This window comes from Streptomyces sp. JLBT605 (assembly GCF_058215555.1).
In genome coordinates this window covers 6,623,397-6,637,139 of the sequence record NZ_CM177087.1, presented here as the reverse complement: position 1 = coordinate 6,637,139, position 13,743 = coordinate 6,623,397, and the positions used below count along the sequence as shown (strand labels likewise).

General features: G+C 73.6%; 13 protein-coding genes. 2 read left to right on the top strand and 11 right to left on the bottom strand.

Going from position 1 to position 13,743, the window contains the following annotated elements; translation table 11 throughout:
* Positions 1-9 precede the first annotated feature (9 nt).
* The 10 genes from AC4BDD_RS28725 to AC4BDD_RS28680 all read right to left on the bottom strand — a co-directional run bounded on the left by AC4BDD_RS28725 (position 10) and on the right by AC4BDD_RS28680 (position 9,549).
* Positions 10-882 (bottom strand): class I SAM-dependent methyltransferase, encoded by an 873-nt coding sequence (locus tag AC4BDD_RS28725; protein ID WP_490688382.1) that lies wholly within the window; start codon positions 880-882, stop codon positions 10-12.
* The gene (locus tag AC4BDD_RS28720) at positions 876-1,673 is read right to left on the bottom strand and encodes an alpha/beta fold hydrolase (protein ID WP_490688381.1); all 798 of its coding nucleotides are present in this window, start codon (positions 1,671-1,673) and stop codon (positions 876-878) included. Before AC4BDD_RS28720 ends, AC4BDD_RS28725 begins: the two co-directional genes overlap by 7 nt.
* Positions 1,670-2,317 carry a LysR family transcriptional regulator substrate-binding protein gene (locus AC4BDD_RS28715; protein WP_490688380.1) on the bottom strand — a complete coding sequence of 216 codons (648 nt, stop codon included), beginning with the start codon at positions 2,315-2,317 and terminating at the stop codon, positions 1,670-1,672. Before AC4BDD_RS28715 ends, AC4BDD_RS28720 begins: the two co-directional genes overlap by 4 nt.
* Position 2,318: 1 nt before the next feature.
* A complete protein-coding gene (locus AC4BDD_RS28710) occupies positions 2,319-3,092 on the bottom strand; it encodes a DUF6182 family protein (RefSeq protein ID WP_490688379.1) in 774 nt (257 codons plus the stop codon).
* On the bottom strand, positions 3,089-4,213 hold the full coding sequence (locus AC4BDD_RS28705) for a hypothetical protein (protein ID WP_490688378.1): 1,125 nt from the start codon (positions 4,211-4,213) through the stop codon (positions 3,089-3,091). Before AC4BDD_RS28705 ends, AC4BDD_RS28710 begins: the two co-directional genes overlap by 4 nt.
* A complete protein-coding gene (locus AC4BDD_RS28700) occupies positions 4,213-5,736 on the bottom strand; it encodes an FAD-dependent oxidoreductase (protein WP_490688377.1) in 1,524 nt (507 codons plus the stop codon). The genes AC4BDD_RS28705 and AC4BDD_RS28700 overlap by 1 nt, the downstream gene beginning before the upstream one ends.
* Positions 5,733-6,587: an SAM-dependent methyltransferase gene (locus AC4BDD_RS28695; protein ID WP_490688376.1), complete on the bottom strand. Its 855-nt coding sequence runs from the start codon at positions 6,585-6,587 to the stop codon at positions 5,733-5,735. The genes AC4BDD_RS28700 and AC4BDD_RS28695 overlap by 4 nt, the downstream gene beginning before the upstream one ends.
* An 11-nt stretch (positions 6,588-6,598) precedes the next feature.
* Positions 6,599-8,284 carry a GH3 auxin-responsive promoter family protein gene (locus AC4BDD_RS28690; protein ID WP_490688375.1) on the bottom strand — a complete coding sequence of 562 codons (1,686 nt, stop codon included), beginning with the start codon at positions 8,282-8,284 and terminating at the stop codon, positions 6,599-6,601.
* Complete coding sequence (locus AC4BDD_RS28685; protein ID WP_490688374.1) at positions 8,271-8,909, bottom strand: hypothetical protein; 639 nt, start codon at positions 8,907-8,909, stop codon at positions 8,271-8,273. Before AC4BDD_RS28685 ends, AC4BDD_RS28690 begins: the two co-directional genes overlap by 14 nt.
* A 223-nt stretch (positions 8,910-9,132) precedes the next feature.
* Positions 9,133-9,549: a VOC family protein gene (locus AC4BDD_RS28680; RefSeq protein ID WP_490688373.1), complete on the bottom strand. Its 417-nt coding sequence runs from the start codon at positions 9,547-9,549 to the stop codon at positions 9,133-9,135.
* Between the two features lie 220 nt (positions 9,550-9,769).
* Here AC4BDD_RS28680 and AC4BDD_RS28675 point away from each other — a divergent pair, with 220 nt between their 5' ends.
* Positions 9,770-10,567, top strand: a complete 798-nt coding sequence (locus AC4BDD_RS28675; protein ID WP_490688372.1) for a VOC family protein — start codon at positions 9,770-9,772, stop codon at positions 10,565-10,567.
* 57 nt (positions 10,568-10,624) lie between these two features.
* Here the strand turns inward: AC4BDD_RS28675 and AC4BDD_RS28670 are convergent, their stop codons facing one another.
* Positions 10,625-11,278, bottom strand: a complete 654-nt coding sequence (locus AC4BDD_RS28670; protein ID WP_490688371.1) for a TetR/AcrR family transcriptional regulator — start codon at positions 11,276-11,278, stop codon at positions 10,625-10,627.
* Positions 11,279-11,364: 86 nt separating this feature from the next.
* On the opposite strand from AC4BDD_RS28670, the gene AC4BDD_RS28665 reads away from it, so the two are divergent.
* A complete protein-coding gene (locus tag AC4BDD_RS28665; RefSeq protein WP_490691969.1) occupies positions 11,365-13,563 on the top strand; it encodes an MMPL family transporter in 2,199 nt (732 codons plus the stop codon).
* Positions 13,564-13,743 lie beyond the last annotated feature (180 nt).

The window sequence follows — 13,743 nt, the reverse complement described above, 5'->3', positions numbered from 1 at the left end:
CTCGAACCGTCACCCACCGCTACCGCCCTCGACCGTCGCCTCCGCCACGGTGCCGACGGCCACGACATTGCCCTCGGTGATGTAGCCGTGCCGGTCGCGCAGCGGGTTGGCCGCCCCGTCGGGGTCGAGGAAGGGTGCCCAGTCGCCGTCGAGTCCCGCCGTGCGCGCCTGCTCGGCGATGCGCGCGCAGGCGAGCCCGTAGAAGCGCAGCACCTTCGGCTCCAGCGGCGCGTGGTGCTCGATCAGCAGGGTCCGCTGCCGTACCGAGGCCAGTCCCGCCTCGCTCAGCCACCGGTACAGGTCCCGGGTGCGGAGCAGTTGGCGGGCGTACCCCGGCGTCGCGGCCGCCGCCCGGAAGAAGTCCGTGAAGAGGAACGGATCGGCGGGACGGGCGGTGATCAAGGTGGCGTCGAGGTCCTTGACCGCGACGACTCCCCCGGGCCGGACGACGCGGCGCAGTTCGCTCAAGGCCCGCCGGAGTTCCTCGTCGCCCAGGTACTGGGTGGTGTTCGCGCACCAGACGGCGTCGAAGGTGTCGTCCGGGTAGGGCAGGTCGAGGATGTCGCCCTGCCGGACGTCCACCGCCCGGCCCGGTGCCCGGGAGCGGATCCGCGCGGCGGCGAGCGCCGCGTTCTCCTCGGCCAGGTCGATCGCCGAGATCCGGCCGTGCGGTCCGACCAGCTCGGCCAGCCAGGGCAGGAAGGCGCCGCTGCCGCAGCCGGCGTCCAGCACATGCCAGCCGGCTTCGATCCCCGCCTGGTCGAGGGCCGCCCGGTAGTGCGGGGCGCAGGCGTCGAAGTGGGCGTCGACGATCTGGTCGTGGGTGAAGCCCAGGCCCGTGGAGGCGGTGTAGCCCCAGGACGCGTGGTCGTCGGTCAGCATGGCGGCGGCCCCTGACGTTCGTCGGTCGCGGTCTCGTCGAGCAGTTCGATGAGGAGTTCGGTGATCCGGTCGGGGGTCTCCAGGGGCTGGAGGTGGCCTGCTGCGGGGATGGTGTGGAGGCTGCCCCGGGGCAGTGCCCGGGCCATGGCCCCGGCCTCGTCCGGCGAGACGAGTTCGTCCTCCTCCCCGGTGACGACCCGGGCCGGGATGTCGGCGGTGCGCAGCAGCTCCATGGAGTCCGGGCGGGCCGCGACGGCACGCTGTGCCCAGGCCACGGCGCGCGGGTCGGCCGCCTCGGCCAGCGCCAGCACGCGCGCCAGCGTCGCGGGGCGTCGGGTACGGGTGGTGGCGCCGACCAGCAGCGGCGTGGTGCGGGCCAGCAGCGCCTCGCGCCGGGCGTCGTCGGTGATCTGCTCCGCGAACGCCTCGCGCCCGGCGGCTGCTTCCGCGGTGTCCGCGGTGGCCCGGGTGGCCAGCAGCGCCAGGCCCCGGACGCGGTGGCGGTGGCGGCGCAGGAAGGCCATGGCCAGGTAGCCGCCCATCGAGCATCCGGCCAGGACGGCGCGGTCGATGTTCTGTTCGTCGAGGTGGCGGGCGAGGTCGTCGGCCGCCACCTCGAGCGAGGGCGGGTCGGTGCCCAGCGGGGTGGCCCCGAAGCCGCGCTGGTCGAAGGCGATGACCGGGTGCCCGCGTGCGGCGAGGGCGCGGGCCTGGGCGTCCCACATCGAGGCGTTCAGCGGCAGGGCGTGCAGCAGCACGACGGGCAGGCGGGCGTCGCTCCTGGTGCTCACGGTGCCGCCGCCCCTCGTTCGGCGTCGGCGATGAGGGTGCGCGCGGCCCGCGGAAGTTCCGCGTCGCGCAGCCAGGCGAGCGAGACCGGTGCGGGGGGCAGATCGCGGATGGGCACCACCGAGATGTGCGGGGGCACGAAGGCCTCGAGCGACTGGAAGGACAGGTGCACGGCGTCGGTCCTGGCGAGGATGTCCGCCATGGCCCGCACCGTGGACATCGGGTGGACCCGGCGGATCGGCACGCCCGCGGGGGTGTGCCGCGGGACCATCTCGTCCCAGACGTAGGGCGGGAAGTTCCCGGGACACTCGAAGGCGTCGTAGCCGGCGACGTCCTCCAGCGACACCGCCGACCGGCCGGCCAGGGGATGTCCCGCGGAGACGATCGCGGCCCGGCCGTCGAAGGTCACCGGCCGGCCGCAGACGATGTCCGGTTCCCGCAGCGGGTATTTGACGAGCATGACGTCCGCCTCGCCGTCGCGGAGCAGGCGGAAGGGGTCGGCGACCTCGTACTGGACGAAGTCGACCCCGGCCGGGTCATGGCCGGCCGCGGCGATGATGTGCTCGGCCTGGAGCGACGATCCGTGGATGCCGAAGCGGACGGGGCGGGCGGCCCGCTCGGAGGCGGGCAGGGACGGTTCGGGCAACTCACGTCTCCTCGGTCAGGGCGGCGTATGCCTGGAGTGCGTCCGGACGGTGCCGGTCGGTGTCGACGCGCAGGGCCGCGAAGCGGGCGGTCAGGCCCGTCAGGCGGGGCGCGGAGCGCAGGGTCAGCCGGTCGCCGGGGGCGATGAGCCCGTCCATGGCCGCCTCGGCGAGGAGGTGATGCAGCTGGACGAGGGCGTCGGAGACGGTGACCCGCGCGGTGGCGACGTACAGCTCACGCCGGGCCGGGCGGCGCTCGGTGTCCGGGGCGGCCGGGATCGCGACGGTCGTCGGGGTCCAGGTGCCCAGGCCCCGCCGGCCGCTGAACGTCTTGAGCAGCCTGCGCAGGCCGCTGGTGGCCTGCGCGGGTGCGGGGCCGGCCCAGGCCACCGATCCGTCGGTGGCCACGTGGTCGAAGGCGAATCGTTCCTCCAGGTTGGCCGGGCGTCCGGCGAGGAAGACCGTCCGGGTGAAGGAGCGCCGCCAGGCTTCGGCGCGCTCCGGCTCCAGGGAGAGGGCGAACCGGCAGCTCTCGCGCACCCAGTCGGCGAGCCGGAAGCCGCTGACGACGGCGACGACCTCGGCCTCGCCTGCCCGGTGTGCCGAGTCCTCGGCGAGCTCGGCCTTCAGGGCGCGCAGCGCCCGCGGGGTGGACAGGTCCAGGTCGCCGGGGAGGTCGGGGCGGGCGGCACGGACGCGGGCGGCGGCCGCGGAGAGCAGGAGTTCGGGGGTGAGTGTCGTGAGGGGCGTGGGAACGGCATGGAGTACAGAGGTCATAGGTACACCGCGGTCAGGAGTCGGTGGCTGGGCGGCCGGCCCCTTCTGCCGAGCAGCGAGGAGGTCAGCCGGTAGGGGTCGACGTGGGTGTGGTCGCGCCGGTGGCGGCCGAGGGTGCCGGCCAGGTCCTCGTGGCCGGCCTCGGACGCCGACGCCGAGCGGCTCAGCAGTTGCTCGGCGCGGGTCAGCGACTTGTGCAGCAGTTCGTACCGGAAGGACTCGGTGTCGCCGGGTCCGAGGGTGGCGATGAAGTACAGCCGCAGGCCCAGGCGGCACACCTCGGGCGGGTGGTCGGCGCCCATCGCGCGCAGCAGCGCGCCGACGGTGTGCCCGTGCCAGCCGCCGTGCCGGGCGGAGGTGATCTTCCCGTCGATCGGCACCCGGCCGATCGGGACCCGGTGCACCACCGGCCCCGCCCCGGTCAGCACCCGCTCCAGGAACTGGTAGTCCGGGTCGAGCTCGCGGTCGTACAGCAGCACGACCTCGTCGTAACCAGGGGCGAGCGGCAGCAGTTCGCGCAGCGCGCAGGCGAGGTAGTTGGGGCGCCCGTCGGCCGAGACGATCTGCCGGAGCGGCAGGCCGAAGCGCGTCGCGTCGAGGTAGACGGGGCCGCCGCACTCCCGCTGGTCTAGCCCCATCCCGGCGGCGACCAGCCGCTCGATCATCTCCTCCAGCCCCAGACCGGGCGGGGTGTGGGCGAGGAGTCCCGGGTCGTGCAGGCCGAGCCGGGCGTAGTGGCCGGTCCATATCCGCAGCACCCGCGCGCCGGCGGGGTGCACCCAGCCGTTGCTCTCGACGGCCTCCGCGTAGGGGCGCAGGGCTTCGGCCGTGGGCCGCGTGTCCTCGGCCCGGTAGCGGACGTAGAGTTCGCCGATCTCCTCCTCCGAGAGCGCGGAGTAGTCCGCCTCGCCCTGGGTGCGGTCGAGGAACTCCCAGAATCCCAGGGTCTGTTCGGTGGGGTGGTAGGTGGTGGGGCTGCATCGGTAGGTGACGTCGGCCAGCTGTCCGGTCGCCCGGTACATCACGTCCGTCCACAGCAGCCCCTTGAGGTGGCTGGGGGTCAGCGGTTTGGAGGGGGTGATGGTGACCGGGGCGAGCAGCACCTTCCGGCGGGACGGCATCAGACCTCCTCCGCCCCGGCGATGGCGTGCAGCAGCTCCTGGCGGGTGGGTGGCCGGGGGCCCGCCGGGACGGGCACGGGGGCGTCGCGCACCCGGGCCCGGAAGGCTTCGTCGTCCAGGATCCCGGCGGGCGTGTCCAGACTCATCAGGATCCGGGTGAGGCCGCGCCAGACGGCGGCGTCGGTGGCGGCGGCCGCCGCCACGGCGGGCAGCGGGGGGCGGCCGGCCTCCGCCCCGGACTCCGGGAGCCATGTGGCGCTCTCCGGGGGCCGCGTCCCCGCCGGCCGCTCCGGCCGGCTCCCGTCCGCCGGGCCCGCCGTGCCTGGCGGGTGCTGCGCGCCCTCGACCTGTGCCCGCCACTGCCGGGCGCGCAGCGCGCTGTCCCGGGCCGCCTGCTCGTACCAGGGTCGGTACACCTCCTCCGCGAGGGCGAGCGCCCGCTCGGTCCGGGAGTCGCCCTCGGGGTGGTCGTCGAGCAGCTCGGCGAGCCGGAAGGCGTGCTGGAAGGCGAGCGACATGCCGCGCCCGTGGATCGGATCGGTGACGCATGCCGCGTCGCCCACCGGGAAGAGTCCGGCGACCGGCGCGCGGCGGCCGCTGACGGTGCCGCTGAGCATGTTCGGCGGCAGCGTGATGGCCCGCACCGGACTGATCGGCACCGAGACGCCCGGGGCGATCCACGGCCGCAGGTACGGCGAGAGGCGGGCGACAGCGGTGAAGGTGCCGGGCCCGCGCAGGCAGGTGGTGGCCCGGTCGGCCGTCGGCACCGCGAGCGCGATGGCGAAGACACCGTTGTCGCACGGGTGCACCACGGCGGCGTAGTGGTCCCAGATGCCTCCGGCGGCGTTCCCCCGGTTGAGCGGCCCGGGCCAGGCGTCCGGGGAGCCGAGCCGGAAGTAGCGGGTGAAGCCGCGCATATGGGTGGCGCTGGTCAGGTCGTCCGCCACCGGTCTGCCGGCCGCGGCCAGCCAGGACCGGCTCTCCGCCCTGCGCCCGGTGGCGTCGACGACGATCCGGGCGGGGACGTGCTCGCCGCTGCCGGTCACCACGCCGGTGACCCGCGCTCCGGCCGGGTCCAGGCTCAGGGCCCGGACGGTCGTGCCATGGCTGATGGTGACGCCGGGCAGCGCGGAGACGGCACGGTGCAGGACGAGTTCCAGCACCGGGCGGCGTACGGCGAGGGCGACCAGCTCGTCGTCGGCCGGCTCGCGGACGAAGCCCCGCGCCCCGGGGGGCACCGCCTCGGTGAGGTCGAGCAGCCGCGCCCCTTCCTCCAGCGCCGCATCGAGCAGTTCGGGCGCGTGGCGGCGCAGCTCGCGCACGCCGAGCGAGGTGAGGGTGTGGGAGTGGGCGCCTTGGGGGACGGTGGGCCGCTCCCAGGTCTCGGCGGCCTTGGCGGCCGGGCCCAGCGGCGGCGGCTCGGCGCGCTCCAGGATCCGCACCCGCCGGCCGCGCCGGGCGAGCGCCCAGGCGGTGGTGAGGCCGGCGAGGCTTCCGCCGACGACGACGGCCGGGCCGCTCACCGGCGCCGCCCGTGGACGAAGAAGACCCGGCGCACGTCCTTGACGTGACGTGGCGGGACCGGGTCCGGCCAGCGGCCGAAGTCCGCCTCCGGCTCACCGGGCTGGACCGCCCGCACGTCGAACCCGTACGGCTGGAACAGCTGCTCGGGTTCGTCGCTGCCGAAGAGCCAGGGGCAGCCCCAGCCTTCGAAGACGTCCAGCAGCCCGCGCATGTGCGGCAGGGTGAGGGCGGCGGCGTTGACGATGTCGGCGGCGATGCGGCTGCCCGGGGCGGTGATGGCGGCCACCCGCTCCAGCATGCGGTGGGTGTCGGGCTCGGGTATGTAGTAGAGCAGCCCTTCGAGCAGCCAGGTGGAGGGCCGGGTGGGGTCGTAGCCGGCCGCGACGAGCTCGCTCTCCCAGTCGTCCGCGGTCAGGTCGACGGCGACGGAGCGGTGGCTGACCCGCGGCCGGACGCCGCTGAGCCGGGCCGCCTTGAAGTCGAGCACGGCCGGCCGGTCGACCTCGAAGTAGGTGAGGTGCTCCGGCCAGCCGAGCCGGTAGGCACGGGAGTCCATGCCGGCGGGGGCGAGCACGATCTGGGTCATGCCCTCTTCGCGGGCCGCGTCCTGGAGGAAGTCGTCGAAGAACCGGGTGCGGATGGCGTTGTAGTCGGGGGTGCTCGGCAGGGTGCGCTCCCGGTCGGCCGGGAAGGTGGCGGCGCGGACCTCGGCCAGCAGACCGGGACCCTTCTCGCCGCACAGCCGCGCGGCGTAGGGGTCCTCGTAGAGCCGGTCCTCGCGCCGGGTCTCCGCGGCCCGCAGGGCGGCGGTGAGCAGGGCGGTCTGCTCCACGGGGTTCAGGTCGGTCATCGTCGCTCTCCTCAACAGGCCGATGTCGTACGGGCGGTGAGCCGCTGCCACAAGGTGTCGTCCTGCCGGAACAGGCGGTCCTTGACCTGGGTGGGGCGGATGCCGCTGCCCACGGCGGTGTGCCAGTCGCGGTGGAACGCCTCCGCGGGGAGCGGCCGCACCGCCGGTGGAGCGAGCCGGCGGTCGGCGCGGGCCCGCGCGTAGCTCCGCGACTCCCGGCCCAGCTCGGCGTCGAGACGGGCGGTGAAGCGCGCCGTCTCCTCGTCCTGCCAGGGGGTGTGCGGGGCCACCGCGAAGACATAGCCGGGGGTGCCCGGGGTCCGGTCCTCCACCCGGCAGCTGACGTTGCGCAGTTCCATCCCGGTGGCCTGCAGCGCGGTGCGCAGCGCGCGGATGACCTGGGCTTCGCGCAGCCGCTCCCCGGCAGCGTCGGAGCGCGTGTCGCGGCCGGCGTACTCCAGGCGCGGCACGCCCGCCTCCTGGTCGACGACGCGGACGACGTCGCCGACGGCGTAGCGGTACAGGCCGCCGATGTGGCTGAAGACCACGTGGTAGTCGCGGCCGGGTTCGAGTTCGTCCAGCCGGCGGGTGGCGGTGTCCGGGTGGAGGTCCTCGTCGGCGTCGGCGAACTCGTACACCGCGGCGTTCACCACCGGGCTGCCGGCCGAGCCGTGCCGGTCCAGGGCCACGGCCACCGGCCCCTCGGATGCGGCGACGGGCGCGGGCAGCGCGGTCACGCCGACTCCGAACTCCTCCCGCAGCCGGGGCAGGTAGAGGGAGGCGACGCCGGTGGTCCAGCAGAACAGGGCTCGCATGTGCGGCCAGACGTGGGCGGGCCGGACGGTGCCGAAGTGCTCGGCGAGCCGCTCCAGCTCGGCCGCGCGGGCCGGGTTGGGCGTGGTGTGCGGCACGCCGCCGAGGGTGCCGTCGCGGACCTCCTTGACGATCCGCGGCCACCACAGGTTCAGCTGGTACGGCAGCGCGGCGACCATCGCCGGGTTGATGCCGATGACCAGGCGTACGTCGCTCTCCACGGCCAGGCGCAGCCTCAAGTACGTCTTCTCCAGGTGGTCGCCCGCCTCGACGGGGACCGGGAGGGTGGCCCAGGGGGCGCCGGTGCCCGGCTCGGCGGACAGCGGCTCGCCGAACCGCTCGCCGAAGTCGACCTGGCTGGCGCCGACATGGGGCCGGCCGGAGGCGGTGGTCGGTGGCGCGGCGAGCGGATCGTGCTTGAGGTTGAGGGCGGCGTCGGGGCGGCCGAGCACGTCCGGGAAGTGCTCGATCAGCGGTGCCCAGGCGGCGTAGTAGAAGGGGAAGAAGGTGGTGCGCATGAAGCGCGGGGTCACCGGGATCTTCTTGTGCGCGCCGGTGCTGCCGCTGCTGGTGAAGAAGACCGTCGGCGGGTCGGCGCTGAGCACGCCGGGCTCACCGGCGGCGGCGCGCTCGATCCAGGGCGCCAGGTCCGCGTAGCGCCGTATGGGGACGGCCTTGCGGAAGTCGTCCAGGGTACGGACGCGGCTAAAGCCGTGCTCGACACCGAAGTCGGTATCGGCGTTGAATCGCAGCAGCTCGGTGAGGGTGCGGCGCTGATGGCCGGCGGCGTCCGCCAGCGCGGTCCGCAGCCCGTCCCGCTCGTCGCGGACCCGGTCGCGGTAGCGGGCGAGCCGCCCGGGGTCGGTCCAGTCAGGCGAGCTCATCGGCGAGCACCTCCAGCACCGCGTCCGCGGCCCGTGCCGCACTGGGCTGTTCCTCGATCACCGTCACCGGCAACTCCCGTACCTCCTCCAGCATCAGTTTCCGCAGGCTCGCCTGATAGCTCTCGAAGCCGCTGGGCTCAGGGGTGGGCCCGAAGTACTCCAGGCGATTGAGCCGGGTCCCGTTCGCCGCGCGCCGCCACGCGGTTTCGGGCGAGACGTCGAGGAAGACCACCGCGGAGGGCTGCGGAAAGGAACGCCACCAGGCGTACATGGGGTTCTCCGCCATTCCGGCGAGCCTGCACTTCGCCAGGATCTTGTAGTAATAGGAGTCCATCAGCAGGGGTGTTCCGGGGTCGGACCGGTCCAGGCGGTCCTTCAGATGCACCACGGCGGTCTGCAGCAGACTGGCCAGGAATTCGACGGAGTATCCCTCTCCGAGGCGCGGCAGTACGTCCTCGGTCACGGCCCGGCGCAGCCGCGGTATGAGCCCGTATTCGGCCTCGGTGAACGCGTCGTCCACCGATGCCGTGCGCCAGACGGGGCGTCTGGCCGCCACCTCCGCCATGACGGAGGACTTTCCCGCCCCGTCGGGGCCCAGCAGGACGACGAACCGGCGACTGTTCACTCCGCTCCCCTCAACGCGGACCGGCTCGGTGTCCGGTGTGCGTTCGTATCCCGGTGATCTGCCGTCTCTCATGTGTTCATCCGGGGCTCGGGCGCCGCTCGAGCCGGTGACCAGCAGGAAGCGGGCGGCGCCGTGACCGGGGGCAAGCGGGGAGCGGCCGGGCCGACCGGCCGGGCGAGGTGGGTGGGCGGGCGGCGCGGGCGGGGCGGGGTGGGGTGGGGCGTCAGGCCCCCTGGGCCGTCTCCAGCACGTCCAGGTAGTGCGGGTTGTACATGATCCCCAGCACGTTCCCGAAGGGGTCGAGGACGGAGGCGCCCACGTATCCCTCGCCGAAGTCCTTGGGCGCCTCCAGCTCGGTCGCCCCGAGGGAGATCAGCCGCTCCATGGTCACCGGCACGTCGTCCACGTGCCAGTAGGTGACCTCGCCGGCCGTCTCCTTGGACCACCGGTCGCCGTGGCCCAGCTCCGGCGCGTACCTCCGGTCGAACAGACCCAGCTCGTGCTGGTAGTCGCCGACCCGGAACTCGACATAGGCCGGGGTCTCGACACAGGGCTCGACGCCGAGCAGCTCGGTGTACCACCGCTTCGCCGCCACGAGGTCGTTGGTGTGGTACCTGACGGTGCTCAGTCCTCGCAACATGAGTGCTCCATGGGTTTCGGGCGGCCCGGCAGGCCGGGGCCGCTTGTCCGCCTTACCTGAGTGGTTGTTCCGAAAGAAGACGGCGGGCACTCTCACCCCATCGAGTGGTGCGGGACCGGTGGGGCCGCCGGTCCCGGCTCCCCGCGCGAGAAGGGCACATGTCTGGTTAGCGTGAAAACAGAGGCAGGAACCGCCCACCGAGCGGAAGGGGGCTGAGGTCGTGGCCGCATCACCCGAGGGAATGCCCTGCTGGGCCGACGCGATGTTCACCGACCTGGAGGGCGCGAAGCACTTCTACGGCGCGGTGCTGGGCTGGACCTTCGGCGAAGCGGCGTCGGAGTACGGCAACTACACCCAGGCGTACTCGGACGGGAAGGCGGTCGCGGCCGTCGTCCCCCCGATGCCCGGCCAGGAGGCCGGGTCGGCCTGGTGCCTGTACCTCGCGTCGCCGGACGTCGCCGCCACCGCGGAGAAGATCCGCGGCGCCGGCGGCGATCTGCTGATGGAGCCGATGCGGGTCGGCGACTTCGGCTCGATGCTGCTGGCCCGCGAGCCCAGCGGCGCCACCTTCGGCGTCTGGCAGGCGGGCAGCCACGAAGGGTTCGAGAAGCGCGGTGAGCCGGGCGCCTACTGCTGGGCGGAGGTCTTCACCCGCGAGCCCGACAAGGCGGACGCCTTCTTCCCCGCGGTCTTCCCCTATGGCGTGCGGCGCCTGGAGGACGACGCGATCAACTTCAAGATCTTCAGCCTGGGCGAGGAGCCCGTGCTGGGGCGGATGCGGATGCCCGAGAGGTTCCCGCCGGAGATCCTGCCGTACATCAACGTCTTCTTCACCGTGGAGAACTGCGACGCGGCGGTGACCAGGGCGATCGAGCTCGGCGGGACGTTGCGCTTCGGGGCGGTGGACACTCCGTTCGGCCGGTTCGCGGTGCTGACGGATCCGCAGGACGCGACGTTCGCGGTGATCGATGTCAGCGCGAAGACGGGCGTGCTGCCGCCGATGACGCGGGAGTCCTGAACGCCCTCGACCGGCGAGAGCCCCCAGGTCACCTCCTAAGGCGCGGTGAAGCCGGTCCTAAGGCGCGGTGAAGCCGGCCAGCATCGTCTCCAGAGCGCCTTCTATCAGCGCCTCGCGCTGCTCGTCGGGGAGGCGGGCGAGCGGGCCTTCCAGTATCAGCAGGGACAGGCCGTGCACCGCGGACCAGGCGGTGACCTCGGCGGAGCCCCGCCGGTGGGCGGCGAGCCTGCCGTGCGCGGCGAGTTCGTCGAGCGCCGCGGTGAGCAGGTTGAAGGCGCGGTACTCGGCTCCGGAGCCGCCGGGCGCGGTGCCGGCCCAGTCGCCGTCCGGACCCCCGGGGAAGTGGCAGAAGGCCGAGCGGAACAGGCCGGGGCTCTCCATGGCGAAGTGGATGTAACCGCGCCCCATGGCGGTGAACCGCAGCGCCGCCGTCACGCCCGGGTCATCGGTGCCGGGCACCTCGGCCGCGGCCCGCTCCAGGCAGTCCGCGAGCGCCACCTGGCCGCGGGTCTTGACCTCGTACATCAGATCCGCCTGGCCGTCGAAGTGGCGGTAGGCCGCGGTCGGCGAGACGCCGACCCGCCGCGCCACCTCGCGCAGCACCACCCGCTCGGGGCCTCCCTGACTGGCCAGGTCGACCGCGGCGGCGATCAGCGCGTTCCGCAGATCGCCGTGGTGGTACCCCGACCTGGTGCCCGGCTTCGTCTCCATGGCTTCATCCTGCCCGATGTTGACGGCATTAACATTGCATGCCAGAGTCGATGTTAATACCGTCAACATTGAGAGGGGTGGGGACCGTGCTGAGCAGGATCGCCGAGTTGGCCCTGCGCAGGGCCCGGCTGCTGCTCGTCGTCAGCGCCGTGGCCGTGGTGGCGATGGCAGCGGCCGGACTGGGGGCGTTCGGCGCGCTGAAGGGCGGCGGATTCGACGATCCGGATGCTCCGTCGAGCCGCGCGAAATCCGTCATCGACGAGAAGTTCGGCGGCGAGACCGATCTGGTCTTCCTGGTGCGGGCGAGCGACGGATCGGGGCCGCACGGCCCGGCCATGGAGAAGGGCGGCCGCTCGATCGCCGAGAAGCTCGCCAAGGACCCGGACGTTACGGGCGTCCTGTCCTACTGGGACACCAAGAGCCCCGCGCTGGTCTCCAAGGACGGCGAGAAGGCGCTCGTGCTGGCCCATGTGAAGGGCGACGGCGACACCCGCGCGGACCGGACCGAGTCGCTGATCGACCGCTACACCGGCGAGCGGAACGGGGTGCTGGTCCAGGCCGGCGGGGAGGCCGCGGTCACTCACGACGTCACCGCGCAGGTCGGCAAGGACCTCGCGGTGGCGGAGAGCTTCGCGGTGCCGCTGACCCTGGTCCTGCTGGTGCTCGCCTTCGGCAGCATCGTCGCGGCGCTGCTGCCGCTGGTCATCGGAGTCATCGCCATCGTGGGCACCTTCGCCGAGCTCTTCGTGCTCGGCAGCCTCACCGACGTCTCCGTCTTCTCCATCAACCTGACCACCGCGCTCGGCCTGGGTCTCGGTATCGACTACGCGCTGCTGCTGGTCAGCCGCTTCCGGGAGCAGCTGGCCTCGGGCGCCGAGGTGGAGGACGCGCTGCGCCGCACGGTGCGGACGGCGGGCCGCACCATCGTCTTCTCGGCGTCCACCGTGGTCGCGGCGCTCGCCGCGCTGCTGATCTTCCCGCCCTTCTTCCTGCGCTCCTTCGCCTACGCCGGCATCGGCGTGGTGATCGTGGCCGCGCTGAGCGCCCTGTTCGTCATCCCGCCGCTGCTCGCGGTCCTCGGGCACCGGGTCAACAAGGGACGGATGCCCTGGGCGGGTTCGGTGCCCCGGGCCGACGCCCCCGCCTGGGGCCGGCTGGCCGGGGCGGTCATGCGCCGCCCGGCCCTCATCGCGCTCCCGGTCCTCGCGGTGCTGCTGCTCGTCGCCAGCCCGCTGCTCGGCGTCACCTTCGGCACCCCCGACGAGCGGGTGCTGCCGAAGGACGCGGCCAGCCGACAGGTCGCGACCCAGCTGGCGGAGGACTTCGCGCAGGACGATGACGGTGCCGTCCAGATCGTCACCACCGGCGCCGTCGCCCCCGCCCCGCTGCGCGGTTACGCCGAGAAGATCTCCCGGCTGGACGGCGTGGAGCGGGTGGACACCAGCGCCGGGAGCTTCCGGCACGGCACGACGGGTCGGCCCGGACCCGCCGCCGCGGCGCTCGGCCGGCCCGACGCCCAGCGGCTGGTCGTGGTCACCGGCCTCACGGGCGCCTCGGACCGGGCGCAGGAGCTGGTGCGGGACATCCGCGCGGTCGACCCGCCGGCCGGCTCCGAGGCCCTCGTCGGCGGACCCGACGCGCGACTGGTGGACTCCAAGCACTCCATCGCGGTGCGACTGCCGATCGCGGCCGCGCTGATCGCGGTGACCACCTTCTTCCTGCTCTTCCTGTTCACCGGCAGCGTCGTCCAGCCCCTGCGCGCGCTGCTGCTCAACGCCGTCAGCCTGGCCGCCTCCCTGGGCGCGATGGTGTGGATCTTCGAGGACGGCCATCTGTCCTCGCTGCTCGGCTTCACCCCGCAGCCGCTGGACACCTCGATGACGGTGCTGCTGTTCTGCGTGGTCTTCGGCCTCTCCATGGACTACGAGGTCTTCGTCACCAGCCGGATGAAGGAACTCCACGACGCCGGCGCCGACCAGGAGACCTCGGTGGTCCAGGGCCTGGCCAGGACGGGGCGGATCGTCAGCGTGGCGGCCGGTCTGCTCTCGGTGAGCTTCTTCGCCTTCGGCACCAGTCAGATCAGCTTCCTGATGATGTTCGGCCTCGGCAGCGGTCTGGCCGTGGTCATCGACGCGGTCCTGGTGCGCGGGGTGCTGGTGCCCGCCGCGATGCGCGTCCTGGGACGCACCGCCTGGTACGCGCCGCCCGGGCTGCGCGGACTCCACCGCCGGGTGGGGCTCTCCGAGGCCCCCTCGGAGCCGGAGCGGACACCCGCCGGGGTCTAGGGGGTGCCCGGTGGGTCTGCGCGGCGTCGCGGCGACCCATCGGACACCCCCTAGTGTCCGGAGCCCGGCGGCTCGCGCGCCTGCCCGGTCACCCCCGAGGGGACCGGGCAGGCGCGCCCGCCTTGCGTCCGCCCGCCATGCTCCGGACGTCGCCGGGACACCGGCCGCCGTCGGACACGG